The sequence below is a fragment of the Allobosea lathyri genome, from assembly GCF_900108245.1.
GTDB classification, from domain to species: Bacteria; Pseudomonadota; Alphaproteobacteria; order Rhizobiales; family Beijerinckiaceae; genus Allobosea; species Allobosea lathyri.
Genome location: NZ_FNUY01000003.1, coordinates 175,017 through 200,860, shown reverse-complemented (window position 1 = coordinate 200,860; position 25,844 = coordinate 175,017). Strand labels below are relative to the sequence as shown.

At 65.1% G+C, this 25,844-nt stretch carries 29 protein-coding genes; 7 read left to right on the top strand and 22 right to left on the bottom strand.

What is annotated here, in order from left to right; translation table 11 throughout:
* Positions 1-57: 57 nt before the first annotated feature.
* A complete protein-coding gene (phhA, locus tag C4S73_RS08460) occupies positions 58-933 on the bottom strand; it encodes a phenylalanine 4-monooxygenase (RefSeq protein WP_103872053.1) in 876 nt (291 codons plus the stop codon).
* A gap of 124 nt (positions 934-1,057) precedes the next feature.
* Between phhA and C4S73_RS08455 the strand changes: the two genes are divergently transcribed.
* Entirely contained in the window at positions 1,058-1,540 is a 483-nt protein-coding gene (locus C4S73_RS08455; protein WP_103872052.1) for an Lrp/AsnC family transcriptional regulator, read from the top strand.
* Between the two features lie 174 nt (positions 1,541-1,714).
* Here C4S73_RS08455 and C4S73_RS08450 read toward each other — a convergent pair whose 3' ends face one another.
* Together C4S73_RS08450 and C4S73_RS08445 are read right to left on the bottom strand one after the other, a co-directional pair.
* Positions 1,715-3,274, bottom strand: a complete 1,560-nt coding sequence (locus tag C4S73_RS08450; protein WP_103872051.1) for a 2-isopropylmalate synthase — start codon at positions 3,272-3,274, stop codon at positions 1,715-1,717.
* 288 nt (positions 3,275-3,562) lie between these two features.
* A complete protein-coding gene (locus tag C4S73_RS08445) occupies positions 3,563-4,045 on the bottom strand; it encodes a type 2 periplasmic-binding domain-containing protein (protein ID WP_103872050.1) in 483 nt (160 codons plus the stop codon).
* Between the two features lie 158 nt (positions 4,046-4,203).
* Between C4S73_RS08445 and C4S73_RS08440 the strand changes: the two genes are divergently transcribed.
* Both C4S73_RS08440 and C4S73_RS08435 read left to right on the top strand, forming a co-directional pair.
* On the top strand, positions 4,204-4,845 hold the full coding sequence (locus C4S73_RS08440) for a YoaK family protein (RefSeq protein ID WP_103872049.1): 642 nt from the start codon (positions 4,204-4,206) through the stop codon (positions 4,843-4,845).
* Between the two features lie 85 nt (positions 4,846-4,930).
* Complete coding sequence (locus C4S73_RS08435) at positions 4,931-5,284, top strand: hypothetical protein (protein ID WP_103872048.1); 354 nt, start codon at positions 4,931-4,933, stop codon at positions 5,282-5,284.
* A gap of 169 nt (positions 5,285-5,453) precedes the next feature.
* Here C4S73_RS08435 and C4S73_RS08430 read toward each other — a convergent pair whose 3' ends face one another.
* The 8 genes from C4S73_RS08430 to C4S73_RS08395 all read right to left on the bottom strand — a co-directional run bounded on the left by C4S73_RS08430 (position 5,454) and on the right by C4S73_RS08395 (position 14,800).
* Positions 5,454-7,637, bottom strand: coding sequence for a M3 family metallopeptidase (locus tag C4S73_RS08430; protein WP_425290325.1), 2,184 nt, complete (start codon positions 7,635-7,637; stop codon positions 5,454-5,456).
* 31 nt (positions 7,638-7,668) lie between these two features.
* Positions 7,669-8,391, bottom strand: coding sequence for a hypothetical protein (locus C4S73_RS08425; protein WP_103872047.1), 723 nt, complete (start codon positions 8,389-8,391; stop codon positions 7,669-7,671).
* Positions 8,388-9,278: a PhzF family phenazine biosynthesis protein gene (locus C4S73_RS08420; protein WP_103872046.1), complete on the bottom strand. Its 891-nt coding sequence runs from the start codon at positions 9,276-9,278 to the stop codon at positions 8,388-8,390. The genes C4S73_RS08425 and C4S73_RS08420 overlap by 4 nt, the downstream gene beginning before the upstream one ends.
* A gap of 11 nt (positions 9,279-9,289) precedes the next feature.
* Entirely contained in the window at positions 9,290-10,399 is a 1,110-nt protein-coding gene (locus tag C4S73_RS08415; protein ID WP_103872045.1) for an endonuclease/exonuclease/phosphatase family protein, read from the bottom strand.
* A 153-nt stretch (positions 10,400-10,552) separates the two neighbouring features.
* Complete coding sequence (gene pdxY / locus C4S73_RS08410) at positions 10,553-11,401, bottom strand: pyridoxal kinase PdxY (protein WP_103872044.1); 849 nt, start codon at positions 11,399-11,401, stop codon at positions 10,553-10,555.
* Positions 11,402-11,634: 233 nt separating this feature from the next.
* Positions 11,635-12,666, bottom strand: coding sequence for an ABC transporter substrate-binding protein (locus C4S73_RS08405; RefSeq protein ID WP_103872043.1), 1,032 nt, complete (start codon positions 12,664-12,666; stop codon positions 11,635-11,637).
* A gap of 213 nt (positions 12,667-12,879) precedes the next feature.
* Positions 12,880-13,671: an ABC transporter permease gene (locus tag C4S73_RS08400; protein ID WP_103872042.1), complete on the bottom strand. Its 792-nt coding sequence runs from the start codon at positions 13,669-13,671 to the stop codon at positions 12,880-12,882.
* Positions 13,672-13,888: 217 nt separating this feature from the next.
* A complete protein-coding gene (locus C4S73_RS08395) occupies positions 13,889-14,800 on the bottom strand; it encodes an ABC transporter ATP-binding protein (protein ID WP_103872041.1) in 912 nt (303 codons plus the stop codon).
* A gap of 213 nt (positions 14,801-15,013) precedes the next feature.
* Here C4S73_RS08395 and C4S73_RS08390 point away from each other — a divergent pair, with 213 nt between their 5' ends.
* Complete coding sequence (locus C4S73_RS08390) at positions 15,014-15,538, top strand: DedA family protein (protein WP_103872040.1); 525 nt, start codon at positions 15,014-15,016, stop codon at positions 15,536-15,538.
* Between the two features lie 88 nt (positions 15,539-15,626).
* Here the strand turns inward: C4S73_RS08390 and C4S73_RS28165 are convergent, their stop codons facing one another.
* Positions 15,627-15,764 (bottom strand): hypothetical protein, encoded by a 138-nt coding sequence (locus tag C4S73_RS28165; protein ID WP_160115696.1) that lies wholly within the window; start codon positions 15,762-15,764, stop codon positions 15,627-15,629.
* On the opposite strand from C4S73_RS28165, the gene C4S73_RS08385 reads away from it, so the two are divergent.
* Entirely contained in the window at positions 15,763-16,122 is a 360-nt protein-coding gene (locus C4S73_RS08385; RefSeq protein ID WP_103872039.1) for a ComEA family DNA-binding protein, read from the top strand. The two genes, C4S73_RS28165 and C4S73_RS08385, sit on opposite strands and share 2 nt — an antisense overlap.
* A 227-nt stretch (positions 16,123-16,349) precedes the next feature.
* Here C4S73_RS08385 and C4S73_RS08380 read toward each other — a convergent pair whose 3' ends face one another.
* From C4S73_RS08380 to C4S73_RS08365, 4 genes are all read right to left on the bottom strand, one after another.
* Positions 16,350-16,556: a hypothetical protein gene (locus C4S73_RS08380; RefSeq protein WP_103872038.1), complete on the bottom strand. Its 207-nt coding sequence runs from the start codon at positions 16,554-16,556 to the stop codon at positions 16,350-16,352.
* A 40-nt stretch (positions 16,557-16,596) separates the two neighbouring features.
* Positions 16,597-16,818 (bottom strand): hypothetical protein, encoded by a 222-nt coding sequence (locus C4S73_RS08375; RefSeq protein WP_103872037.1) that lies wholly within the window; start codon positions 16,816-16,818, stop codon positions 16,597-16,599.
* Between the two features lie 230 nt (positions 16,819-17,048).
* Positions 17,049-18,068, bottom strand: a complete 1,020-nt coding sequence (gene ilvC / locus C4S73_RS08370; protein ID WP_103872036.1) for a ketol-acid reductoisomerase — start codon at positions 18,066-18,068, stop codon at positions 17,049-17,051.
* 34 nt (positions 18,069-18,102) lie between these two features.
* Entirely contained in the window at positions 18,103-18,759 is a 657-nt protein-coding gene (locus C4S73_RS08365) for a TetR/AcrR family transcriptional regulator (protein ID WP_103872035.1), read from the bottom strand.
* A gap of 154 nt (positions 18,760-18,913) precedes the next feature.
* Here C4S73_RS08365 and C4S73_RS08360 point away from each other — a divergent pair, with 154 nt between their 5' ends.
* Positions 18,914-19,462 carry a DUF924 family protein gene (locus tag C4S73_RS08360; RefSeq protein ID WP_103872034.1) on the top strand — a complete coding sequence of 183 codons (549 nt, stop codon included), beginning with the start codon at positions 18,914-18,916 and terminating at the stop codon, positions 19,460-19,462.
* Positions 19,463-19,475: 13 nt separating this feature from the next.
* Here the strand turns inward: C4S73_RS08360 and C4S73_RS08355 are convergent, their stop codons facing one another.
* From C4S73_RS08355 to C4S73_RS08340, 5 genes are all read right to left on the bottom strand, one after another.
* Complete coding sequence (locus C4S73_RS08355) at positions 19,476-19,691, bottom strand: hypothetical protein (protein WP_103872033.1); 216 nt, start codon at positions 19,689-19,691, stop codon at positions 19,476-19,478.
* Between the two features lie 22 nt (positions 19,692-19,713).
* Positions 19,714-20,256, bottom strand: a complete 543-nt coding sequence (gene ilvN, locus C4S73_RS08350) for an acetolactate synthase small subunit (RefSeq protein WP_103872032.1) — start codon at positions 20,254-20,256, stop codon at positions 19,714-19,716.
* Between the two features lie 31 nt (positions 20,257-20,287).
* On the bottom strand, positions 20,288-20,977 hold the full coding sequence (locus C4S73_RS08345; RefSeq protein ID WP_103872031.1) for a glutathione S-transferase family protein: 690 nt from the start codon (positions 20,975-20,977) through the stop codon (positions 20,288-20,290).
* Complete coding sequence (locus C4S73_RS28895; RefSeq protein WP_280177584.1) at positions 20,974-21,105, bottom strand: hypothetical protein; 132 nt, start codon at positions 21,103-21,105, stop codon at positions 20,974-20,976. Before C4S73_RS28895 ends, C4S73_RS08345 begins: the two co-directional genes overlap by 4 nt.
* A gap of 187 nt (positions 21,106-21,292) precedes the next feature.
* Entirely contained in the window at positions 21,293-23,056 is a 1,764-nt protein-coding gene (locus C4S73_RS08340; RefSeq protein WP_103872030.1) for an acetolactate synthase 3 large subunit, read from the bottom strand.
* A gap of 377 nt (positions 23,057-23,433) precedes the next feature.
* On the opposite strand from C4S73_RS08340, the gene C4S73_RS08335 reads away from it, so the two are divergent.
* Positions 23,434-24,894 carry a GGDEF domain-containing protein gene (locus C4S73_RS08335; protein WP_103872029.1) on the top strand — a complete coding sequence of 487 codons (1,461 nt, stop codon included), beginning with the start codon at positions 23,434-23,436 and terminating at the stop codon, positions 24,892-24,894.
* Between the two features lie 6 nt (positions 24,895-24,900).
* Here C4S73_RS08335 and miaA read toward each other — a convergent pair whose 3' ends face one another.
* The gene (gene miaA, locus C4S73_RS08330; protein WP_280177583.1) at positions 24,901-25,833 is read right to left on the bottom strand and encodes a tRNA (adenosine(37)-N6)-dimethylallyltransferase MiaA; all 933 of its coding nucleotides are present in this window, start codon (positions 25,831-25,833) and stop codon (positions 24,901-24,903) included.
* Positions 25,834-25,844 lie beyond the last annotated feature (11 nt).

Sequence of the window (25,844 nt, the reverse complement as noted above, 5' to 3'; positions counted from 1 at the left end):
AAGCCGCGCACGGCCTGCGACGTGCGATTTCAGGGGAAAACCGGGCCTTCTGCGTCCTCAGGAGGCGATTTGAGTGGAGTCGTGATGGCTGCCGTCGCCGCGCTGGAAAAGCCGGTCGCACGGTAGCACCACGGAGGGATCGATATCGGCCCGAGGCCTGGCCTGCGCCATCGCCGAATGCAGCGTGGTTTCGTCGAGCGACGGCATCGCCTCGAAGCCGGGCAGCACGAAATAGCTCTGCTGGTAGTCGTCGATGCGGTAGCGCGTCCGCATCACGCGAATCGTGTCGAAGCCGATGCGGTGAGGCGAGGCGCTTTCCAGCGCAAAACGGGTCTCGCCGGGCGAAGAGGCGATCCCGGCACCGAAAATCCGCAAGCCCGCATCGGTTTCGACCAGCCCGAACTCGACGCTGTACCAATAGAGCCGCGCCAGCCTGGCCAGATCCTCGGGCTCGCTCAGCCGAAGCCCGGCCTCACCATAGGCCGCGACGAAATCTGCATAGGCCGGGTTCATCAGCAGGGGCACATGGCCGAAGACATCGTGGAAGACGTCCGGCTCCTCGATATAATCGAACTCGTCTGGCCGCCTGATCCAGAACCCCGCCGGAAACCGCCGCCCGGCCAGATGCGTGAAGAAGACGCGGTCCGGCACCAGACCGGGCACGGCTACGACCTCCCAGCCTGTCGCCGGCTTCAGCACGCGATTGATCGCGCGGAAGTCCGGGATGCCGTCCGGCGTGATGCCGAGCGCCTCCAGCCCCGTGAAGAACTCGTCGCAGACACGGCCCCGCAGCAATTCTGCCTGGCGTCGGTGCAGCCGGGACCATGTTTCGTGATCATCAGGTGAATAGACCGAAAGCTTCTGGTCGACGACGAAGTCCACCGGAATCTCATGCGGCTTCAGGCCGGAGCGGATGAAAGGATCGGACGTCATGGCGCGCCTCCCGCTATCTCACGGGAATGATCCATCGAAGGCGCGGTCATGTCCTGCCCATCTCTTGCCGTGAGGCTCGACAATCGGCAGGGTATGACCTGATTACGTGTCAAAGGGTCAGATCATGCCCCACCCTAACCTCTCACCCTCGCGATTGGACGATACGGATCGCCGCATCCTGCGCGCCATCCAGCGCGATGGACGCATCACCAACGCGGCGCTGGCCGATGAGATCGGCATGGCCGCCTCGCCCTGCCTGCGCCGGCTCAAGGCGCTGGAGCAGGACGGCGTCGTCGCCGGCTATCGGGCGCGGATCGATCGCCGCGCGCTCGGCCATGGCGTCGAGGCCTATGCCTTCGTCAAGCTGTCGCAATCGGACCCCGACTGGCGCACCCGGCTGCTCGACAAGCTCAAATCCTTCGACGAGGTGGTGTCCTGCCAGGCGATGACCGGCGAGTGCGACCTGTTGCTGCACATCGTCGCAAAGGACATCGAGGCTTACGGCGAGTTCGCGATGCAGCGCCTGCTCACCCTGCCCGGTGTCGCGGACATGCGCTCCTCCTTCGTGCTGGCGACGATCAAGGAAGACAAGGGCTGGCCGGTTTGAGGGCCCACTCGATTTCGGCGCCAACTGGAAGGAATGCACCGTCATTCCGGACAAGCGGCGAAGCCGCGTCGATCCGGAATCCATCGTAAGGCGATACGCTCTACGATGGATTCCGGGTCTCCGCTTCGCTGCGCCCGGAATGACGGCGCCTTGTTTGCGAAGGGGCTGTAGCTTTTACTCGGCCGCAGCCTGCGCATGCAGGCGCACGCCCTTGGCGACGAGCTTGTTCAGCGCCACCAGATAGGCCTTGGCGGAGGAGACCAGCGTATCGGGGTCCGCCCCGCGCCCCGTCACCGACGAGCCCTCATGCGAAAGCCGCACCGTCACCTCGGCCTGCGCATCCGTGCCCTCGGTCACGGCATGAACGTCGTAGAGTTCCAGCACCGCCTCATGCGGAACGATCGCCTTGATCGCATTGAACACGGCATCGATCGGCCCGTTGCCCTCGGCCTCCTCGGTGACGAAGCGGCCATCGACATCGAGCTTCATCGTAGCCCGCTGCGGCCCGCGCGTGCCGGCGATCACCGTCAGCGAAACCAGCCTGACGCGGTCATGGGCCGAGGCGATGTTCTCGTCGACCAGCGCCTCGATATCCTCGTCATAGACATGCTTCTTGCGGTCGGCGAGCGCCTTGAACCGGGTAAAGGCGTCTTCCAACTGGTTGTCGCCCAAATCGTAGCCCATCTCCTTCAGCTTCGAGCGGAAGGCGGCGCGGCCCGAATGCTTGCCCATCACCAGCGAGGTCTTGGAGACGCCCACTGATTCCGGCGTCATGATCTCGTAGGTCGACTGGTTCTTCAGCATGCCGTCCTGGTGGATGCCGCTCTCGTGCGCGAAGGCGTTCCGGCCGACGATCGCCTTGTTGTACTGCACCGGGAAGGAGCAGGCGGTCGAGACGGCCTTCGAGGCGCGCATCAGCAGCGTCGAGTCGATGCCGGTATCATAGGGGAAGAAGTCGCCGCGCACGCGCAGCGCCATCACCACCTCTTCCAGGGCCGCATTGCCGGCGCGCTCGCCGATGCCGTTGATGGTGCACTCGACCTGCCGCGCACCGCCCTCGATGCCGGCCAGCGAATTGGCCACGGCCAGACCGAGATCGTTGTGGCAATGCACGGAGAAGATCGCCTTGTCGGCATTGGCCACACGCTCCCGCACGGCGCGGAACATGGCGCGGTACTCCTCGGGCGTCGCGTAACCCACCGTATCCGGCAGGTTGATCGTGGTCGCGCCGGCCTTGATCGCGGCGTCGACGGTGCGGCAGAGATAGTCGATCGGCGTGCGCGTGGCGTCCATCGCCGACCATTCGACGTCCTCGACCAGATTGCGGGCCTGCGCCACCGTGCGGGTGATGATCTCGAGCACCTCATCCTCGGTCTTGCGCATCTGGTGCTCCAGATGGATCGGCGAGGTCGAGACGAAGGTGTGGATGCGCGGCTTGGCGGCGTGGCGCACGGCTTCACCGGCACGCGCGATATCGGCGCTGATCGCGCGGGCCAGGCCCGCGACCGTCGCGCGCTTGATGCGCTTGGCGATGGCCGACACGGCCTCGAAATCGCCATCCGACGCGATCGGGAAACCGGCCTCGATGATATCGACGCCCATCGCGTCCAGTACATCGGCGACTTCGAGCTTCTCCTCGAAGGTCATGGTGGCGCCGGGGCATTGCTCGCCATCGCGCAGGGTGGTGTCGAAAATCAGTACGCGGTCTTTTGCGGAAGTGGTCGTGCTGCTCATGGTCGTGATCCCGGATAGGTCGCGCGGCTATCTGTGAAGCTCAGGCGCTCGATTGTCTGAAGGCGTTTCTCGTCACTCCCCTGAGCGCCCAGGCATGCATGCCCGGCCGGCCCTCAGGGGCGGCTAAGGAGAAGAAGCAGACCAAGGCCGAGGGGAGCGCGCATGCCTGCAGCCCGCGCAGCGGCGCGGTTCTGGCTCAGGGCATGGGTGGCGAATGCGGCCACGAAGCGGTTCCTCGTTCGATTGAACGATATGTAGCTGACTGCACCGCGAAGATGCAAGCCATGATCAGCGCGACAGCGCCTCCCGCGCTTTCACCACGCTGAGAGTTCCCGGAGCCTGCGGCCAGAGCTGCACACGGTAGAAGTCGTCGCCCTCGATCCCGTCGGCGCCGACATGGTCGAGGCCGGAATAGGACACCCGCACACGATAGGATCCGGGCGCAACCGCGATGCGCCGTGCATCGGGCAGGTAATCGGTGCAGCCCGACACGGCGATGCGACCCGAGCGGATCGAGATCGAACACTCGTTGACCATGTCCCATTCGTCGAAATCCGCAGCCGGCGCCTGCGCGTGAACGGAAATCACGACGGGCACGCTGACATTGCGCATCGTGCCGATGCCGACACTGTGGCTGGCGACGGCCAGCAGGCGCTCGACCGCCTCATCGCTCCAGAGCGCGCCGAAATCCTCGTTCTCGACCTCGTCATGCAGGTAGAACTGGAAGTAATCGGCAAAGACGGCGAGTTCGATCTGGGTCTGCTCGGGCATGCCATGTCCATGTCGACAGAGGATGGGAATGGTCTCGTCACCGCGAACACTCCCCCCGGAAAATGTCGCATGCATGGCAGCCAGCCGTAGCAGTTGCAGGGGCCGGCAGAATCGGCCCAAGCCGTGAAGCGCCTTGGGAGCCCCGGAGCCCTGCAGCCATGACCGAATATCAGCGCCGCGTCGTCGCCCTGGCGATCTGCCTGTCCTGCCTGGCCGGCTATGTCGACGCCATCGGCTTCATCACGCTGGGCGGCTTCTTCGTCTCCTTCATGACCGGCAACTCGACAAGGCTCGGCATCGAGCTCGCGACCGGCCATGCCGAGGGCATAGCGACGGCCGCCGGCGTCATCCTGCTCTTCGTCATCGGCGTCGTGCTGGGCGCCCTGGTCGGCCATTTGGCCCCGGCATCGTCGCGTGCGGCGGTGCTGGCCTGGGTCACGCTCTGCCTCGCGGCGGCGGCTCTTGCCTACACCATGGGTTCTCCCAATCTGGCCATCGCCGGCCTCGTATTGGCGATGGGCGCGGAGAACGCCATCTTCCAGCGCAATGGCGAGACGACGATCGGCCTGACCTACATGACCGGAACCCTGGTCAAGGTCGGCCAGCGCATCGCGGGCTCGCTGGTCGGCGCCAAGACCGGCCCGTGGAACCGGCATCTGACTTTGTGGCTGGGCCTTGTTCTGGGCGCCGTCGCCGGCGCGCTTGCCCATCAGGCAGTCGGCCTGCACGCGATCTGGGGCGCGGCGCTGCTGGCGGCACTGCTGACCATCGTCACCGTATTCCTGCCCGTGGCCGAATAGAAAATGGCGACCCCACCGCCCGCATTGGAACCGCCCGCGGAATCAGCCATGGTGGCGCCATTGCCACCTGCCGGAGCCTGCCGCGATGCGCGCCAGCACGACCCTCGCTTTGACCTTCGCCGCATTTGCCCTGGCCGCCTGCCAGACGGCCGGCTCCGGTTCCGCCCCCGCTCCGGCCCCCGCGCCGCAGGATTATACCGTCCCCGGCGTCACGCCGAGCACCTTCCACCTGCCCACGGGCACAGGCTGCTCCGGCGAAGTCGAGCGCTTCCAGGCGGTCATGGACAATGATCTCGCGAGCGGACACACCACCAAGGGCGTGCATGGTCGCGTCAGCGCCGAGATCGCCAATGCCCGCAGGACCTGCGCCGCCGGCAACGAAAGCGGCGCGATCGGCCAGATCCGCTCGACGAAGTCGAAATTCGGCTATCCCGCCTGAGAAGGCGCCTGTCCTTCTCCCCTCGCGGGAGAAGGTGGCAGCGCGAAGCGCTGACGGATGAGGGGGCGCCGTGAGCGTTCCGTTTCGGTCAGTCCACGCCAGAACCGGATAGCGCACGGCGCCCCCTCATCCGGCGCTTCGCGCCACCTTCTCCCGCGAGGGGAGAAGGCTAAACCACAGCCAGCCCACGCTTCTCCAGCAGGGCGTCCGGCGTCGGCAGCCGGCCGCGGAACAGCGTATAGGCTTCCGCCGCATCGCGCGTATCGCCGGCCGAATAGATGAAGCGCTTCAGCTTCGCGGCGATCTCGGGCGCGAATACGTCGCCGGCCTCGAGGAAGGCGTTGAAGGCGTCGGCATCCATCACCTCGGACCAGAGATAGCTGTAATAGCCGGCCGAATAGCCATCGCCTGAGAAGACATGGGTGAAATGCGGCGTGCGGTGGCGCATCGTGATCTCCGCCGGCATGCCCAACCGCGCCAGTTCGGCCGCCTCGAAAGCCAGCGGATCGATCTCGCCTGGATTTTCAAGGGAATGGAAGGCGAGATCGACCAGCGCCGAGGAGGTGTACTCCACCGTCGCGAAGCCCTGATTGAATGTCTGCGCCCGCTTGATCTTGTCGATCAGCGCCTCCGGGATGGCTTCACCGGTCTCGGCATGCAGGCAGTATTCCTGCATCACCTCGCGCGTCAGGAACCAGTGCTCGTAGAGCTGCGAGGGCAGTTCGACGAAATCGCGTGACACGGAGGTGCCGGCCAGCGAGCCGTAGCGCACATCCGAGAGCAGGCCGTGCAGCGCATGGCCGAATTCATGGAACAGCGTGCGCGCGTCGTCGATCGAGAGCAGCGCCGGCTTGCCTTCGGCGGGTTTGGCGAAGTTGCAGACATTGACGATGATCGGCCTGACCTCGCCCTCGAAATTGCGCTGGCTGCGATAGGCGCTCATCCAGGCGCCGGAGCGCTTCGAGGCGCGGGCGAAATAATCGCCGAGGAACAGGCCGATATGCCGGCCGCCCTTCTCCTTGACCTCCCATATCCGCACATCCGGATGGTAGCCTTCGAGCTCGGGCTTCGCCTCGAAGGTGAGCCCGAACAGCTTTCCGGCGACATCGAAAGCCGCCTGGATGATCCGGTCGAGCTGCAGATAGGGCTTCAGCACGGCCTCATCGAGCGCAAAGGTCTGCTGGCGCACCTTCTCGGCATAATGGCGCCAGTCCCATGGCCGGATCGCGCTGTTTTCGCCCTCGGCCTGCGCCAGAGCCGCGAGATTGGCGGCTTCCTGCGCAGCGCGCGCCTTGGCCGGCTTCCAGACCAGTTCGAGGAGGTCGCGAACATTTTCCGGCGTCTTCGCCATGGAATCGTCGAGCTTGAAATGCGCGAAGGTCGCGAAGCCCAAAAGCCGCGCCTTCTCCGCGCGCAGCTTCACCATTTCCGCGACGATGGCGCGGTTGTCGGTCTCGCCGCCATTCTCGCCGCGCTTGCTCCAGGCGATGAAGGCTTCCTCACGCAGGTCACGCCGAGTCGAGAAGGTCAGGAACGGCTCGATGATCGAGCGCGACAGCGTCACCGCATGCTTGCCGGGATGGCCGCGATCGGTGGCGGCGCGCGCCATCGCCGCGATCAGGAAAGCCGGCAGACCTGCAAGCCCTGCGTCGCCTGCAAGCCCTACGTCGCCTGCAAGCCCTGCATCGCCCGCAAGCCCTGCGTCGCCTTCCGCCTTGTCCTCGACGATCAGCGCATAGCTCGATTCGTCCTTGAGCACGTTCTGGCCAAACTGGATGCCGAGTCCCGACAGGCGCTCGTTGATCGCGGCGAGCCGCTTCTTCTCTTCGGGGCCAAGCTTCGCGCCCGAGCGGATGAAGCCGCGATAGGTGCGCTCCAGCAGGCGCATCTGCTCGGCATCGAGGCCAAGCGCGTCGCGCTGGGCATGGACGGCATCGACCCGGGCGAACAGGTCCGGATCCATCATGATCGCCGACCAGTGCCGCGAGGTCAGCGGCGAGAGATCGCGGTCGATCGCTTGCAGGGCATCGTTCGTATCGGCCCCGCTGAGATTGTAGAACACGCCGCCGACGCGGCTGAGGGCCTTGCCGGCCCGCTCCAGCGCCTCGATCGTGTTCGCGAAGCTCGGCGCAGCCGGATCGGCCACGATCGCGGCGATCTCGCTCCTGTTCTTGCCGAGCGCCGCCTCGAAGGCCGGGAAGATATGGTCCGGCCTGATCGCCGCGAAAGGCGGCAGTCCAAACGGCGTTTTCCAGATGACGGCGAAGGGGTTGTCGGCAAGAAGGGCCAGAGTTTCGGGCGACGGGGCTTCGGGAGACAAGGCTTCAGCAGGCATGGCTTCGGACGCGGTCATCATGTCGTTTCCGGATGGCGGGGAGGCAGGATCAGCCCTGCCCATAGATATGGGTGAGGTAGCTCAGCATGAAAGGCGGCATGTCGAGGCGCTCGGCCTCGGCCAGGCTGCGGACGATCACGATATCCGCAAGTTCGGGCTCGGCCTGCTCCGCCATCCGCGAAAGCATCAATTCGCGCGCCTCGGTTGCCGGCAGGGGCATGATGACTGGCCGCATGAAGGCGATGCGGCCGGGCGCGATCACCGCATCCCACCCCTCGCCGACGGTAATCTCGTGCGGTTCCAGCCCGGTCTCCTCGACCAGCTCGCGGATGACGCTACCGGCAAGGTCGAGCGAGCCGTCGTCGCGGACATCGCTGCGGTCGGGCGTGCCGGCGGCGAAATAGACCTTGCCGGGATTGGCGGTATGCTCACCCATCTGCCCGCACAGAAAGGCGCCGTCGGCCGCACGCAACGCCCCCATCGCAAAGCCGTTGCGCACGACAGGTCCCGGCAGCCCGAAATCCCGCCAGCTGATGAAAGCCGCATAATCCGTCTCGAAATACCCGCCCTGGAACACGCCGTCGGCGATGGCCGAATGGTGCTGCAGCATGACGCGGCCATTGAACATGGCGGGCTTTCCCGCGCTGATCCTTGCCCAATGCGAAGCGATTTCGGCCTCGCTCTCGCGGGCAAAGACCCAGTCATACGGCTCGACACGCGCATCGACCCGGTGCAGCGGCACGATGCTGCCATCGACCACACCAGTCGTCACAGCAGCACGCCTTCGCTGACCGTCACGGCCGAGCCGCCGATGCGCGCCGAGACCAGCGCCCCCTCCTTGACCGTGAGTTCGAGTGTGATCTGCGAGGGACGGCCCATCTCATAGCCCTGCTCGACCACGAGCCGATGCTCGCCATCGCCGGGCCGCTCGAAGCGCATGATCGCACCGGCGAAGGCCGCGACCGCCCCGCCCGTGGCCGGGTCTTCCACGATCCCCATGGAAGGCGCGAACATGCGGGCCCGGAAATCATGGCCGCTCTCCGGCTCCTGCCGGCAATAGGCGAAGACGCTCGGATTTCCCGCCGCCTTCATCTGCGCGGTATCGATCGAAATCCGCCCCATCGTCTCCAGGCCCGACACCGGCAGGAAGGTGAAGCCGACGCCGGCGGAGAACACGCTGGGCACATGTTGGTCGAAGCCGATGTCACGCTTGTCGAGACCGAGCGCGCCGGCAAGCAAGGCGATGTCACCGGTCGGCAGGATCTCCTCGGGCAGGCGCGGCAGGGTGAAGACCGCCCGCCCTGCCCCTGTGCCGGTAACGGAGACCGCGCAGGGCACGAGCCCGACCTTCTCCTCGAGTACGAGGATATCGCCTGCCTTCCCCGCCGCCGCATCGCGCAACGCCAGCAGCACCGCCGTCCCCACGGTCGGGTGGCCGGCGAAAGGCAACTCGCGGCCAGGCGTAAAAATCCGGATCGCGGCCCGATGTCCCGCTTGCGCCGGTGGTGCGACGAACACCGTCTCCGACAGGTTGAACTCCTGCGCGATCACCTGCATGGCCTGCGAATCGAGCCCCTCGCTGTCGAGCACGACCGCGAGGGGATTGCCGGCGTGCTTTAGCGTGGTGAAAACGTCGAGCGTGACAAAGCGGCGCGTCATGGGTGTCGTCCTCAGGGAATATCGAGATCGATGGTCAGCGGGCAATGGTCGGAGGCCTTCGGCCTGTCCCAGCCGACGCGTGGATAACGGTCCGCGCAGGTCGCCAGCCGCGCCATGGAACGGTCGGCGGCGCGCGGATCGAGCGGCACGCGATATGGCAGCCCCCGGCGGATCATCTGCATGGCCGGCCGCGGATTGGCAGCCGCCAGTGCCGGCGACAGCAGGATATGGTCGAGCGGCATATGGGTCTCGACCAGCCGCTGCTCGCTATCGGACCAGAAGCGCCGGAAATGGGTCCAGCGCTCATGGGCATGCAGCCCCTCCATCGGGTCAACCGCGAAATCCTCCAGCAGCGGTTCGATGCCGCTATCGCCCTCGTCGATCGGCTCCGCCAGCGGCCCCAGCCCCACGCGATAGGCGTTGAGATCGCCGAGCACGATCCAGTTCGCCTCGCGCCAGCACTCCCCGAAGCGCTCCTTCACCAATCGCTTCACCGCAATCGCCTCGGCCCGCCTGATCGGCAGCGTGACCTGCCGCCCGTCCTCTCGGCCATTGTTCATCGACTTGAGATGGCACCCGAACAGCGAGAGCGAGCGATCCCCGAAATTCAGCTCGACCTCCAGGCAATCGCGGGCAAAGACCCGGTCGCTGCCCTTGATGCCGAAGACCGCGAGTGCCGCATCGTATGAGCCCGTCTCGTCGAAGGTCCGCTCCTTGTGCGAGCGGACACGTACTGCCTGCGGCAGCACCAGATCGCGCCTCGCCGCGAAGCCGATATCGATGTCGCGGCGGTCATTGCCGTCGATCAGCGTGAAATGGCCGTAGCGATAATCCGCGATGCGATGGACGTAATTGGCGAAGAAGGCCTGCAGGCTGGCGAGCGAATCGACCTCCTGCAGCATCCAGAGATCGGCCTGCGCCTCGGCGATGGCGAGCGCCGTCATCTGGCGCTTGTCGTCCTCCAGTGCCACGGCCAGCGAGCGCTCCACCGCATCGCGATGGTCGGCGCGCGGGAAGTTGAACAGCGACATCGCGGCTGACGTATCGGTGCGCCCGCCGGGTTCGAAGCGGTGGCGCGTCAGCAGGTTCTCGACGTTGAAAGTGCCGACGCGCAGCTTCATCCCGCTCGCGTCCCCTCTGGCGAGCCCTCATCCTGAGGAGCAGCCGCAGGCTGCGTCTCGAAGGATGTTCCAGAGCCCTCTGAACCATCCTTCGAGACGGCCGGCAACGCGGCCTCCTCAGGATGAGGGCTGAAGGGAACCTGCTCGGCCAACTCAGATCGCTTCCGGCGTGAAGTCTTCCGACGGGGTTACGAACTCATCCTGCGCCGAGACGGTGAGGATTTCACGCGCGCCGGCCTCTTTCGTCCGCTTCAGCAGGCCGTAGACCGAGGAGGAGGCCCGGCCGAGCGCGACCGCCGCCGATTGCTCGCGCAGATAATGCACGAAGAACAGCGCCGCGATGGCGTCGCCTGCCCCGTTGACGCTGACGTCGAGCTTCGGGGTCCGGACGCGCCAGGCGCCCTTGGCGTCGACAGCCATCATGTCGATGGAATCGTCGGGCGTCTCCTCGGTGACGAGCGAGGTCACCATCACGACCTTGGGGCCGGTATCGCGCAGCGCCTCGACCGCGCGATGCGCGTCGGCCAGGGTCCGGATCTCGATATCGGTCAGCAATTCCAGCTCGAACTGGTTGGGCGTCACGATGTCGGCGGCCGGCACGGCCTGCTCGCGCATGAATTCAGGGATACCGGGACGCACGAATACGCCGCGCCCGACATCCCCGATCACCGGATCGCAGCAATAGATCGCCCTGGGATTGGCGGCGCGCACGCGCTCGACCGCCGAGAGGATCGCATGGCCGATATCGGCCGAGCCCATATAGCCCGACAGCACGCCGTCGCAGGCGGAGAGCACGCCGCGTTCGGCAATGCCATCCATCACCTCGTCGATCATGCCGCCGTCGAAGACGCGGCCCTTCCAGCTGCCATAGCCGGTGTGGTTCGAGAACTGCACCGTGTGAATCGGCCAGACATCGACGCCAAGGCGCTGCATCGGGAAGACGGCGGACGCATTGCCCACATGGCCGAAGGCGACGTGGGACTGGATCGAGAGGATATTCATAGGTGGTGGTAACGCCCCTGACAAAACAACGCGGCGAACCTAACGGTTGCCGCGCTGCACGCCAATCAAAAGCGTTCGCTTCCTTCTCCCCTCGGGGGAGAAGGTGGCACGGCACAGCCGTGACGGATGAGGGCAGGCCCTCGCCCAAACAAGAAAGGGCCGCTGACGCGACCCTTCCCTCATCCGTCTGCTGCGCAGACACCTTCTCCCCCGAGGGGAGAAGGGAACGGCCTTTAAGACCCCGCAGCCGCCTTCTTCGCGAAGCTGTCGATGAAGGTCTTGGTCAGGTCGACATTCGAGGTCGCCAGCTCAGGATCGAGAAGCTTGAGCGAGTCGTACATGCTCTTCATCGCGTCGGGCGTGGAGATGCCGGTGCGCGAATAGCTTTCCTGCGAGTTCTTGACGGCACGGAGGTAGAGCGGCCGGTCGCCGAGCAGGAATTCCTCGGGAACGAGATTGGCGACATCCTCCGGCTTGGCCGTCTCCAGCCATTTCAGCGACTTCATGAACGCATTGACCAGTTTCTGCGTCGTCACCGGGTTCTTCTCGGCGAAGTCATTCTTGAGATAGAGCACGGCAGCCGGGTTCGAGCCGCCGAACAGCGCCTTGGTGCCGGCCTCTGTGCGCGTGTCGATCAGCGCGACGATGTCGCCATCGGCCTCGAGCTTAGAGGTCACGGGGTCGAGATGGGAGATGATGTCGACCTGCTTCTGCTTGATCGCGGCGACAGCGCTCGCACCGGCCCCGACGCCGATGATCGGCGCATCCGTCGCCTTCAGGCCGGCCTTGACCATGGCATACTGCGCGGTGAGCGAGGTCGAGGAGCCCGGCGCGGTCACGCCGATCTTCAGGCCCTTGAAATCGGCTGCCGACTTGACCTTGTCGGCCAGGTCCTTGCGCACCGCGATGGTGATGGCCGGGAAGCGCCCGAGCTCGATCACGGCGCGGATGTCCTGCCCCTTGGCCTGCATCCGGATGGTGTGCTCATAGGCGCCCGTGACGACGTCGACCGAACCACCGACCAGCGCCTGAAGCGACTTCGCGCCGCCGCCGAAATCATTGATCTCGACGTCGAGTCCCTCCTCCTTGAAGAAACCCTTCTTCTCCGCGACCGTCAGCGGGAGGTAATAGAGAAGCTGCTTGCCGCCGACGCCAAGCGTCAGCTTCGGCTTCTCGGCGGTCTGCGCGAGCGCGCCAAAGGGCGTGAATCCCAGCGAGGTCGAAAGCGCGAGCGCGGCCAGCGCCGCGCGACGGGTGAAGATCATCGGGTATTCCTCCGGTTGAATGGGATTTGCGTTTCTGGGAACGCATTCGGCGGGCAAGATAGGCGAGATCGAGGTGGGCGGGCAAGAACCGCGTCATTCTCGCAAGAACCGCGTCATTCTCGGGCGCAGCGCAGCGCAGACCCGAGAATCTCCTGCGAGAGGAGAATCTCCTGCGAGAGATGGTCGGCTCAAGGCCGACCATGACGCCATCCCTCACACAGTCGTGGTCGAACTCTGGCCCGGGCGCCAGACCAGCAGCCGCTTCTCGACCATCGTCACCAGCGCATCGATCGCGATCACGAAGATCGCCAGGATCAGCATGCCCGAGAACACGCCGGTGACGTCGAAGACGCTCTCGGCCTCGTGGATCTTGTAGCCGAGCCCCGCCGACGAGCCGAGATATTCGCCGACCACGGCACCGACCAGCGCAAAGCCCACCGAGGTGTGCAGCGAGGAGAACATCCAGGTCAGGGCCGAGGGCCAGTAGACATGCCGGAAGAGCTGCCGCTCGTTCATTCCGAGCATGCGGGCATTGGCGAGCACCGTCGGCGAGACCTCGCGCACGCCCTGATAGACGTTGAAGAACACGATGAAGAACACCAGCGTGAAGCCGAGCGCCACCTTCGACCAGATGCCCAGTCCGAACCAGAGCGCGAAGATCGGCGCCAGCACGACGCGCGGCAGCGCGTTCGAGGCCTTGATATAGGGGTCGAACACCGCCGCCAGCAGTTCATGCCGGGCGAAGGTGAAGCCGAACAGGATGCCGGCCGCCGAGCCGATCGCGAAGGCCAGCACCGTCTCGGTCAGCGTGATCCCGAGATGCCAGTAGATCTCGGTGCCGGTGAGCTGGTTGAACGTCCGTCCGAGTACCGCGACAGGGGTGGAGAAGAAGAACTGGATCGTCTTGACGTCGCCAAACAGCGGATAGACCGTGATGACGTGCCAGATCGCCAGGAAGACGACCATCACCAGCACCTGCAGGGCGAAGAGCTTGACGCGGTTCATGGGGTTGCTCCCTGCCCGCGACAGATGCGGCCGGGCAAAACGCTACTCCCTCCCCCCGCTTGCGGTGGGGAGGGTTGGGGTGGGGGGCAGTGCCGCTCGGCGCGACGATGAAGGACGGAGTTCTGGCTTTGCCGCCCCCCATCCCTAACCCTTCCCCACCGCGAGCGGGGGGAAGGGGACGGCTGGCGTCGCGCCTGGATCCGAGCAACAGCGACGATCATGGCGTGGCTCCCCCGACCAGTTCGCGCCCGTCGCCCATCGCATAGGCCTTCTGCACCTCGACCCTGAGCGAAGCCCAGATGTCCCGGTGGATCTCATGGAAGGCTTTTTCAAGCCTGATCTCGGCGATATCGCGCGGACGCGGCAGGGGCACGCGGTAGTCGGCGACGATGCCCGCGGCGGGCCCGGCCGACATCACCACGACCCGGTCGGACAGCGCGATCGCCTCCTCCAGATCATGCGTCACGAAGATCAGCGCCTTGCGGTCCTTCGACCAGAGATCGAGTAGCAGATTGCCCATGATCTGGCGGGTCTGCGCGTCCAGCGGCCCGAAGGGCTCGTCCATCAGCAGGATTTCCGGGTTGCGGATCAGCATCTGCGCCAGGCTGACGCGCTTGCGCTGGCCGCCCGACAGCATATGCGGATAGCGATCGACGAACGCCCGCAAGCCCACGCGGCCGAGCCATTCGCGCGCTTTGGCATCGGCCTCGGCATCGGGCACGCCCATCGGCTCCAGCGCGACCTTGACGTTGTCGAGCGCCGTTTTCCAGGGCATCAGCGCATCGGCCTGGAAGAGATAGCCGGCGCGGCGGTTCAGACCCGAAAGCGGTTTGCCGAAGATCGAGACCGAACCGGCCGAGGGCACCAGAAGCCCGGCCGCCGCGTTCAGCAGGGTCGACTTGCCGCAGCCCGTCGGCCCCACCACCGAGACGAACTCGCCGGCCGCAACCGACAGGTCGATCCCTGTGACGGCCTTGTAGCGCTTGCCGCCATCGATGTGGAAGGTGATGTCGACCCCGGAAAGGGCGACAGCGGCAACCTGCTCGGAGGCAACCTGCTGTGGCGAACGCGTCTGCGAGGACGAAATAGCCCCTCCCGCTTCGTGCTGCGGGTGACTTTGCAACTCCATGAAACCGTTTCCCCGTCGGCACGAGGGCGCTCTTGATGGCGCCGGCCGACCCTATGTTTGCGACTTTGCGCGGAACATTATGCAATAGCCCGGCGAAGGCAATGCCATCCTTTGGCGCAGCCGGCCCTGACGCACCGATAGCTCGGGTTGCATCGGCGCAGTGCTGCGGCGATAAGCCGGGGCCGATCCCGCCCCGGAACCCGACCAGTCGCCATGCTCCAACTCGAACAACAGATGCAGGCGCTCGTCGAGTTCATGCGGGCCAATCAGGAATGGGCGATCCCGATCGTCTTCCTGGTGGCCTTCGCCGAGTGCGTCGCGCTGCTGTCCTGGCTCGTGCCCGCGACGGTGTTCTTCACGGCCTTCGGCGCGGTCGCGGGGGCATCGGGCCTCAATCTGATCCCGCTCGCGCTCGCTGCCTCGCTCGGGGCCGGCAGCGGCTTCTGGGCGTCCTATTGGGTCGGTCTGGTGCTGGGGCCCCGCGTCGGCGACCACTGGCCGCTGAACAAGAACCCGCAATTGCTGGACCGAGGGCACGCCTTCTTCGAAAAATGGGGAGTGCTGAGCATTGTGATCGGCCATTTCTTCGGGCCGCTGCGCGCAGTGATCGCGATCGTCGCCGGCATCGTGCAGATGCCGTTCCTGCAGTTCCAGCTCGGCAACTGGATCGCCTCCTTCGCCTGGGGTTTTGGCCTTCTCTACGGCGCCGGCCGCCTCGCGGAATTCATGGCTCGCTGAGCCAAAACTCACCTCCACAAACTTGCCTCCAATTCGCTGAATGCCGCATTCACCACCGGTTCAGGCCCAAAAGCGTGAATTGGCGTGGTCACACCGGGCCGCACTCAAGCGACATCAGGCCCGTCGCGACACGCTGAACCGGCGCTGAGCCGGCAGCGTCGCCTGGCGGGCGACCCGGCACCCGCCAGACGCATTGCTCCGGGCAGACCTTTGGGGTCCACGCCATGACAAAGTCCCGTTTCCTGATTGGTCTCGCCGCGCTCGCCATCAGCGCAGGTTCGGCTTTCGCACAAACCGCCACGCAGCCGGTAACGCCGGCCAAGCCGACCGCCCCCGTCGCGGCCCCCGCAGCACCGGCCAAGCCCGTTGTTCCCGCAGCGACGCAGGCGCAGGCAAAGAAGATCAACATCAACACGGCAACCGCCGCGGAACTCGACTCGCTGAAGGGGATCGGCGAGGCGCGCTCGAAGAAGATCATCGAAGAGCGCGCGAAGGCGAAGTTCAAGAATTTCGACGATCTGGTGAAGCGCAGCGTCCTTCCCTCGAATGTCGAGGCCGACATCAAGGACAAGATCACGTTCTGATCGTCAGCCGCGGAGCGCAAAAGTTTTCCGCAGCTGAAACGAAAAAGCCCGGCGGGTCATCCCGCCGGGCATCCTATGGATTAGATCGACACCAGCCCGGCCACGATCGCAGCCATGAGCGCGAAGGACAGGGTCAGCACGATACGTGCGACAATCTGCGAGTCGAACAGCCTGATAACCGTCATCTCACCCTCCTTGCAGATCTGAGTCGTCTTAGGCGCCGTGCGTCAGAGCGGGATCACACCCACCAGAATCCCCGCGAGAACCGCGAGGGTAAGACTGACGCCGAGTACCAGCAGGACCGGCCACCCCAGCAAGCCGCCGCGTGCCTCGACAGGTGTCTCCACCTTGGTCGGCTGGTCATCGACCTGATTGACCTGGCTCGGCGCCTCCCCGCGCGGAGCCTCCGCTGTACGTTGCTGCTCGTCGATCATGTTCCGAACTCCTGAGAATGCGGTCCGCTCACTGCGAGCGTCAGAACAGGCTGACGAACGTGTTCATCAGCAGGGCGGCGGCGAGTCCGCCAAAAAGGCAGCTCAGGACGGGCCAATCTTCGCCATCCTCCTGTTCCGCCACAGCAACCGCGCCAGCCCGGCTTTCCGCCTCGTGTGCCAGCCTGCGAAGAAGCGCTTCACGCTCGGTGCGGTCACTCGGGAATTGCTCGCCTGTCATTGCCTGCTCCAGCGTGTTCACCATAACTGAACGCGCCCTGAGCCATCCGGTTCCGGAATTTGACCTGCCAGCCCCACGCGGCAACGGAAAAGGGCGGGCGCCCTGCAGCGCCCGCCCTCCCCATCATCGGAAATTCGTTAACCTTGTCAGGCACCTGCACTGCGAAGCGGAATCAAACCCGCAAGGGCTTGAATCAGCTTCGCAGCAACGCCGTAACGGCCCGGCATAAGCCGGGTCGTTACGGAACATGCTGATCAGTTCTTGGTCTTGTCGACGAGGGCCTTGGCCTTGATCCAGGGCATCATGTCGCGCAGCTTCGCGCCGACTTCCTCGATCGGGTGAGCAGCCATGCGGGCGCGGGTCGCCTTGAACGAGGTCTGGTTGACCTTGTTCTCGAGCATCCAGTCACGCGTGAACTTGCCCGACTGAATGTCGGTCAGCACGCGCTTCATCTCGGCCTTCGTCTCGGCGGTGATGATGCGCGGACCCGTCACGTACTCGCCGAATTCGGCGGTGTTCGAGATCGAGTAGTTCATGTTCGCGATGCCGCCCTCATAGATCAGGTCGACGATCAGCTTCACTTCGTGCAGGCACTCGAAATAGGCCATCTCGGGGGCGTAGCCGGCCTCGGTCAGCGTCTCGTAGCCGGCCTTGATCAGCTCGACCAGACCGCCGCAGAGCACGACCTGCTCGCCGAAGAGATCGGTCTCGCACTCTTCCTTGAAGGACGTCTCGATGATGCCGGCGCGGCCACCACCATTGGCTGACGCATAGGACAGGCCGAGGTCATGGGCGTTGCCGGTCGCGTCCTGGTGGATCGCGATCAGGGTCGGCACGCCGCCGCCGCGCTGATACTCGGACCGCACGGTGTGGCCGGGGCCCTTGGGGGCGACCATCAGCACGTCGAGGTCCTTGCGCGGCTCGATCAGGTTGAAATGCACGTTGAGGCCGTGCGCGAACAGAAGGGCAGCGCCCTCCTTCATGTTGCCGTGCAGTTCGTCGCGATAGATGTCGCCCTGCAGCTCGTCGGGAGTGAGCATCATCATGACGTCGGACACCTTGGCGGCCTCGGTCGGGGTCATCACCTTGAAGCCGGCCTCTTCGGCCTTCTTGCGAGTGGCGGAGCCGGCCTTGAGCGCGATGATGACGTCCTTGACGCCGGAATCGCGCAGGTTGAGCGCATGGGCGTGGCCCTGGGAGCCGTAGCCGACGATGCAGACCTTCTTGCCCTTGATCAGGTTGATGTCGGCATCACGATCGTAATAGACGCGCATTGTGAGGTGTCCTTCCTTGGGGTTGGTGGTCTTTTCAAGCTTTCGGTGCGGATGGCTTCCGCCCGTGAAGTGCGAGGAACTGGTCGGTCGCCCGGACGGCGTCGCGCTCGATCTCGGCGGCGCTCATGTCGAGCGTGTCGCCAAGCAGAAGCCGGATCTGCACATCGCGCCCGACGAGCCCGAAAAAGGTGCGGAATGCCGTCTCGGGATCGTCGAAATCCAGCAGTCCCGCTTCGCGTCCGGCTTCGAGCACGGGCCGCAGCCGCTCGCCGATCGCAAAGCGCCCATTCGCCAGGACGATGGGTCCGAGATTGCTCTTGTGGGATGCCGCATGGCCGATCGCGAGGCGATTGAGCGCGATCGATGTCGGGCTCGATATCACCGTCAGCCAGTTCGCGGCGAAATCCTTGAGGCTGTCGCGCAAGGCCGCGACATCGAGATTCTGGCCGTCATAGCGCCCTGCCCGCACCCGCGCCGCCTGCCAGCGCACGGTCGCGGTCAGCAGGCCGTCACGATCTCCGAACCATTTGTAGAGCGTTTCCTTGGAGCAGCTGGCGCGGCGGGCCACGGCATTCATGGTGAGCTGGTCGCCCTCCTCCACCATCAACGACAACACGGCGTCGAGCACGGCCTCTTGACGGGCCGTCGGCTCCTCAGCTTCGTTGTCCAGCGCTTTGCGCGTTGCCGACATGGTCACTTCAAACCGCAGCCACAAACCGTACCGTACGTTACGGTTCGGGGATTTAGCCGAGAATTTCAGGCCTCGCAAGTGGGATTTCAGGATCGGTGCAGCCGTTCCGCGATCCTGCTCACAGCGCTGCGCCAAAGCTACAAATGGAGACAAGATGCAACCCATCGCTACCATCGAAACGGTCATCGCCTTCTGGAAAGCGGCGGGCGATCAGCTCTGGTTCGGCAAGGACGAACTCTTCGACGCACGCTGCCGCGAGGGCTTCCTGACAACCCATGAAGCGGCTGCGCGTGGCGATCTTGCCGGCTGGGCGGGCTCGGCGGATGGCGCGCTGGCGCTGGTACTCCTGCTCGACCAGTTCCCGCGAAACATGTTCCGTGGCACGCCGCGCGCCTTCGCTACAGACGCCGCAGCGTTGAAGCTCGCGGACCGGGCGATCGAACGCGGATACGATGCCAGGGTCGATCCCGAGTTGCGCCCGTTCTTCTACCTGCCCTTCATGCATGCCGAGGATATCGGCGCGCAGGAGCGGGGCGTCGCGCTTTATGCCGATGCAGGGCTCGACGACAATCTGGGCTTTGCCATCGAGCATCGCGACATCATCGCGCGCTTTGGCCGCTTCCCCCATCGCAATGCCATTCTGGGTCGCGACACCACTGAAGCCGAGGGCAAATTCCTCGACGAAGGCGGCTTCGCCGGCTGACCTTGCCTGATGCTCAGCCCGCTCCCCGCTGGCTGATGCGCAGCAGGAAGATCGCGCCGATCGTCAGCACGAAGCCCGCCCACCACAGCGGCGAGCGCAGGCTCCTGCCGCTGCCCGGCGCCTCGGCCGGGGCCTTGCCGGACATGCGCTGGTAGATCGGCCAGGCAAAGCAGGCGAAGCCGACGGCGCCGAGCGCCAGGGCGATGTGGTAAAGGTCGAGCGAGCTCATCGCGCCTTGCGCCAATATGCGGTCACATCGCGTCCGGGCCACGGCTCATCGCCGCGATGCCGGTGCGCGAAACCTCGGTCAGACCGACCACGGTCATCAGCTTGATGAAGCGCTCGATCTCCTCGGTCGAGCCGGTCAGCTCGAAGACGAAGGAGGTCAGCGAGGCATCGAGCGTGCGCGCGCCGAAGGCCGAGGCCAGCCGCATCGCCTCGACGCGGTGGTCGCCCTTGCCGACGACCTTGACCAGAGCAAGCTCCCGCTCCAGCGCCTCGCCCTGCAAGGTCAGGTCGACGACGCGGTGCACCGGCACCAGCCGGTCGAGATGCGCCTTGATCTGGTCGATGACATGGGCCGTGCCCGAGGTCACCACGGTGATCCGCGAGATATGCTTCTCGTGCTCGGTTTCCGAGACCGTCAGGCTTTCGATGTTGTAGCCGCGACCGGAGAACAGGCCGGCGATGCGGGCGAGAACGCCAGGCTCGTTATCGACGATCACCGCAAGCGTATGGCGGGCGGCAGGCTGGGACTTGGGCGCATTGGGGTAGTGAGTTGCAGATTGCGGCATGATGAACCTGTGGGCAGGGCTGAATGTCGGATCAGGAGTGGCGGAGATTGGCGATGGCGGGCTCGGCGACCTCGTCATGGTCGACGATCCAGGGCTCTACAAGCGCTGCAGCGAGCCAGTCGCGATAGGCCGGCAGATCGAGCACGGCGCGAATATACGCGCTCGATACCGGATCGACGGCGATCGCATAAGTATCGAGCCGCGTGGCGACCGGCGCAAACATCGCATCGGCAGCCGAGAACGCGCCATAGAGGAAAGAGCCACCGGCCTTGGTCCCGAAGCGCTCGCGCGCCTCGCGCCATATCGCGCAGATGCGGGCAACGTCCCTGGCCACCCCTTCGCCTCGATCACGGGTGGCATAGCGCTTGCCCAGATTCATCGGGCAGTCATTGCGCAGAGCGCCGAAACCGCCATGCATCTCGCTGGCGACCGCACGTGCATGAGCGCGGGCAGCGGCGTCGCGCGGCCAGATGCCGTGATGCGGGTGCTTTTCATGCAGATACTCGGCGATGGCCAGGGTCTCCCAGACAGCGACGCTACCATCGACCAGCGTCGGGACGGTGCCGCCACTGCCCGGTGCATGCCGGAAAACGCCGTCCTTGAAGCCCGGCTGATCGAGCAGAACCATGATCTCCTCGAAAGGCAGCCCCTTGGCGCGCATCAGCAGCCAGGCCCGCAACGACCAGGACGAATAACATTTGTTGCCGATGAGAAGCTTCATGCCGCGACGCTCTGAGACTCAGTGAGAATATCCAGCGCCGCATCGACATGCAGCGCGGTGGTGTAGAAATCGGCCAATGATGAATGTGCTTTCAACAGCTTCGCCATCATTGAATAAAACGCCGTCATCCCGGGCGCAGCGCAGCGGAGACCCGGGATCCATTCCGGAGCGCCGTACTGGAAGGTTCAGGCATGGATCCCGGGTCTCCCTTCGGTCGCCCGGGATGACGGCGCTGTGTTCGACGATGGCCAAGCCTTTCTTTCAAAGCATGCCTTTACGGCCAGACTCTCAGGATGAGGTGAGAGAGTGTGGTCCCTAGACCAATTGCTTGCCCTTGGCGTCGATGATGTCGCCGGTATTGCCCTCGAAATCGTTGAGGATCATCTCGTTATGCGCCTTGCCTGACGGGATCATCGGGAAGCAGTTCTCCTCCTTCGCGACGAGACAGTCGAAAATCACGGGCTTGGGACTGTCGATCATTTCCATGATCGCATCGTCGAGCTTGGCCGGGTCCGAGCAGCGGATGCCATGGCCGCCATAGGCCTCGGCCAGCTTCACGAAATCGGGCAGCGACTGCGAGTAGCTTTCCGAATAGCGGCCGCCATGCAGCAGTTCCTGCCACTGGCGCACCATGCCCATATACTCGTTGTTCAGGATGAAGATCTTGACCGGCAGCCGGTACTGCACGGCCGTGGACATCTCCTGCATGTTCATCAGGATCGAGGCTTCGCCGGCGATGTCGATGACAAGCGCCTTGGGATGCTTCATCTGCACGCCGATAGCGGCCGGCAGGCCGTAGCCCATCGTGCCCAGCCCGCCCGAGGTCATCCAGCGGTTCGGCTCCTGGAAGTGGAAATACTGCGCCGCCCACATCTGATGCTGGCCGACTTCGGTCGTGACATAGGTGTCGCGGCCCTTGGTCAGCTCATAGAGCCGCTGGATCGCGTATTGCGGCTTGATGATCTCCGACGAGTTCTTGTAGCCGAGGCTGTTTCGGCCGCGCCAACCCTCGATCTGCGTCCACCAGGCGGCGAGCGCGGTCTTGTCGATCTGCGGTGAGGTCTCGCGCCAGATCCGGACCATATCCTCCAGCACATGGGCGCAGTCGCCGACGATGCCGATATCGATCTTGACCGTCTTGTTGATCGAGGACGGGTCGATATCGACATGGATCTTCTTCGAGCGCGGCGAGAAGCCGTCGATCCGCCCGGTGATGCGGTCGTCGAAGCGCGCGCCGATATTGATCATGACGTCGCAGTCATGCATCGCGAGATTGGCCTCGTAGGTGCCGTGCATGCCGAGCATGCCCAGCCACTGCCGGTCGGCCGCCGGAAAGGCGCCAAGCCCCATCAGCGTCGAGGTCACCGGGTAACCGGTCAGCCGGACCAGCTCGCGCAGCAGCGCCGAGGCATGCGGCCCCGAATTGATGACGCCGCCGCCCGTGTAGAACACCGGCTTCCTGGCATTCGCGATCAGTTCGACTGCGGCCTTGATCTTGTTCAGATCGCCCTTGACCGTGGGACGATAGGTCTTGTGCTGGTTGTCGCGCGGGCGGCTGTAGGAGCCGGTCGCGAACTGGATGTCCTTGGGGATGTCGACGACAACCGGGCCGGGCCGGCCATTGGCCGCGACGTAGAAGGCCTCGTGCAGGATGCGCGGCAGGTCCGCGATGCTCTTCACCAGGTAGTTATGCTTGGTGCAGGAGCGCGTGATGCCGACCGTATCGCATTCCTGGAACGCGTCGGAGCCGATCAGATGGGTCGGGACCTGACCGGTGATGACGACGAGCGGGATCGAGTCGAGCAGCGCGTCGGTCAGGCCGGTGACCGCGTTGGTCGCGCCGGGACCGGAGGTGACGAGAACACAGCCGACCTTGCCGGAAGACGAGCGGGCATAGCCCTCCGCGGCATGGACCGCGCCCTGCTCATGGCGGACGAGCACATGCTTGACCTTGTCCTGCTGGAACAGCGCATCATAGATCGGCAGCACTGCGCCGCCGGGATAGCCGAACAGATGTTCGACGCCCTGATCCTGAAGCGCACGGACGACCATCTCGGCGCCGGTCATCATCTCGCTCATAACGGTCTCCTGCGGATTGTCTGCTGTTTTCGGTCGGTGGAAAGCGGGCAATAAAAAAGGCCCTCGGAGGGGCCTGAACGTGCGCTGGCGTCGGGGATGACGCGGTTCTGTGTCAGAACCGGCCCCTACCAGCGCACCCGTACGATAATAAGCTTGCGCATAACGCCTTCGACCCTTCGCGGTTATTGCGGAAGGCTAGCCGACACTCCGGGCGCGGTCAAGCGGCAACGCGGCATGGATCGTCAGTGGGGCAACCGGCCTTTCGGCTTCGCCTTGCCAGCTTCCTGAAAATCCCAGCTTCCTGAAAATCCAGCGACCAAAGGGAACACTTTCTCAAGGCCAAGCCGCTACTGTCCGCCATTCGAAACGGGACGGCTATGTACCAGGAAGTCCATACCGAGAACATCACGGCGCGGGCCCATGCGCCGGAGGTGGCGGAGCTGCTGCGCCGCTTTGCCGTTCATGCGCGTGCCGAAGGCGGCGCGCCCTATGAGGCTTTCGCCGCAGAGCTCATGCCGATATTCGGCTACGATCTGATGGTGCTCGCCCCGACCAGCGATGGCGACTACCTCTACACGCATTATGGCCGCGAGATCATTCGCTATGTCGGCGGCAACCGCCTCGGCGAACGGGTCTCGGGAATGACGCCGCAGGTCGCCCGCTTCACCATTGCCTGCTGCGATCAGGCGCTCGCCGACGGCAAGCCTGCCTATACCGTGCATCGCTCGCTCAAGACGGTGAGGGTCTGCCTCTGGGAGAGGCTGGTCATGCCGACCACGGCGGAAAACGGCGACCGTTTCCTGATCATTTTCAGCCGTCCCCTCCAGTTCCGCGAGGAACTCCTGACGACCGTGCTCGACACCTCGCCATCCGGCATCGTTGCACTGCGTGCCATTCGCGACGACGACGGCAACATCGAACGCACGCTGATCATCACCGCCAACCGCCGCGCGGCCCTCATTGCCGGCCATGGCGACGCGCCCCTGCTCGACACCGATGCGCGCGAAAGCCTGCCGTTTCTCGCCGATATCCTGATCTGGCGTCGCTGCCTCTACGCGATCGAACTCCGGCGTGGCGATCTGATCGAAACCTCCTTCACCCGCGACGGCAAGGTGACATGGCTGCAGATCGCTATCGCCCCGCTAGGCGATGGCCTCGTCCTGACCCTGACCGACGTGTCCGATCTGACGGTCGCCAACCAGACGCTGCAATCGCGCGCCGCGACGCTGGCGCTCGAGATCGGCCGCGAGCGCGCCACCCGCCGCGCTTTGTCGGAGGAAATCGGCCATCGCGAGGAGCGCGAGCAGGAACTGCGCCGCCTCGCCGAGACGGACCCGCTCACCGCCCTGCTCAACCGCCGCTCCTTCACCGAGAAGGCCAATGCTGCGATCGCCGCCTGCGATCTGTCCGATGGGGACACCTCGCTCGTCATGGTCGATCTCGATCATTTCAAGAGCGTCAACGACAGCCACGGCCATGGCGCCGGCGACGCCGTCATCCGTGCCTTTGCCGATCTACTGCTCGGCAGCGTCCGGGCGGATCATGATCTCGTCGGCCGTTTCGGCGGCGAGGAGTTCGCCATCTTCCTGCCCTGCGCCGATCTCGCCACCGCATCGAAAAAGGCGCAGCGCATTCAGGACGCGCTGGCCACGAGATCCCTGCCCGTCTCGGAAACCCTGGCGCTGACCGTCTCGGCCAGTTTCGGCATCGCGACGCGCCGGCCGGGCGAAACCCTCACCCATTTCATCGAACGCGCCGACCGCGCCCTCTATCGCGCCAAGAATGACGGGCGAAACTGCATCCGCATCGCAGAAGCCGAGATCGCAGTGGCCGCCTGAGGTTCATCACCCGAAGTCGAGCGCCCGCAGCGCGACATCGAGCGCCGCTTCGGGAGCCACCGCCTGCCAGCCCGCCATCTGGTGGCGAAACCAGGTGACCTGACGCTTGGCATAGGCCCGCGTATCCGTCTGGCCGCGCGCAATCGCCTCATCGAGCGTCATCATGCCGTCGAGATGCGCGATCAGGCCGGGCACGCCATGGGCGCGCATGATCGGCAATAGCGGATCGAGCCGGCGCGCACGCAGTCTGTCGACCTCATCGAGCGCGCCGTTTGCGATCATCGTCTCGAATCGCCGGTCGATGCGCTCCCGCACCTCCTCGCGCTGCGGGCTGACGAACAGGCGCAATAACGGCAGTCCGTCGAGCGGGCCGGGTTCGCGGTCGCCCTGGAAGCTCGCCAGAGACCGGCCGGTTGCGAGGAAGACCTCGAGCGCGCGCATGATCCGCATCCGGTCGGTCGGCCTGAGCCGCTCCGCCATCAGCGGGTCGAGGCCCGCGAGTTCGGCATGCAGCGCGTCCGTATCCTTGCCCTCGACGCGGGCGCGAAAGGCCAGGCGGATGGCCTCGGGAACCGCCGGCATCGCCGAAAAGCCCTCGGTCAACGCCTTGAAATAGAGCCCGGTCCCGCCGACCAGCACGGGCAACGAGCCGCTGCGCCCAAGCTCCGCCAGCACGTCCACGACATCGGCCGCGTAGCGCATCGCCGAATAATTCACCGCGCCGTCGACATGGCCGTAGAGCCGGTGCGGCACGGAGCGCTCCTCCGCCTCCGTCGGGCGCGCGGTGATCGTGCGCAGATCGGCATAGACCTGCATGGAATCGGCGTTGACCACGGTCCCGCCGTAGCGGCGCGCAATCTCCATCGCCAGCGCGGACTTGCCGCTCGCGGTCGGACCTGCGATGAGCACCGCCTTGATCGTCACCGACCCTATCGTCACCTGTCCCGGTC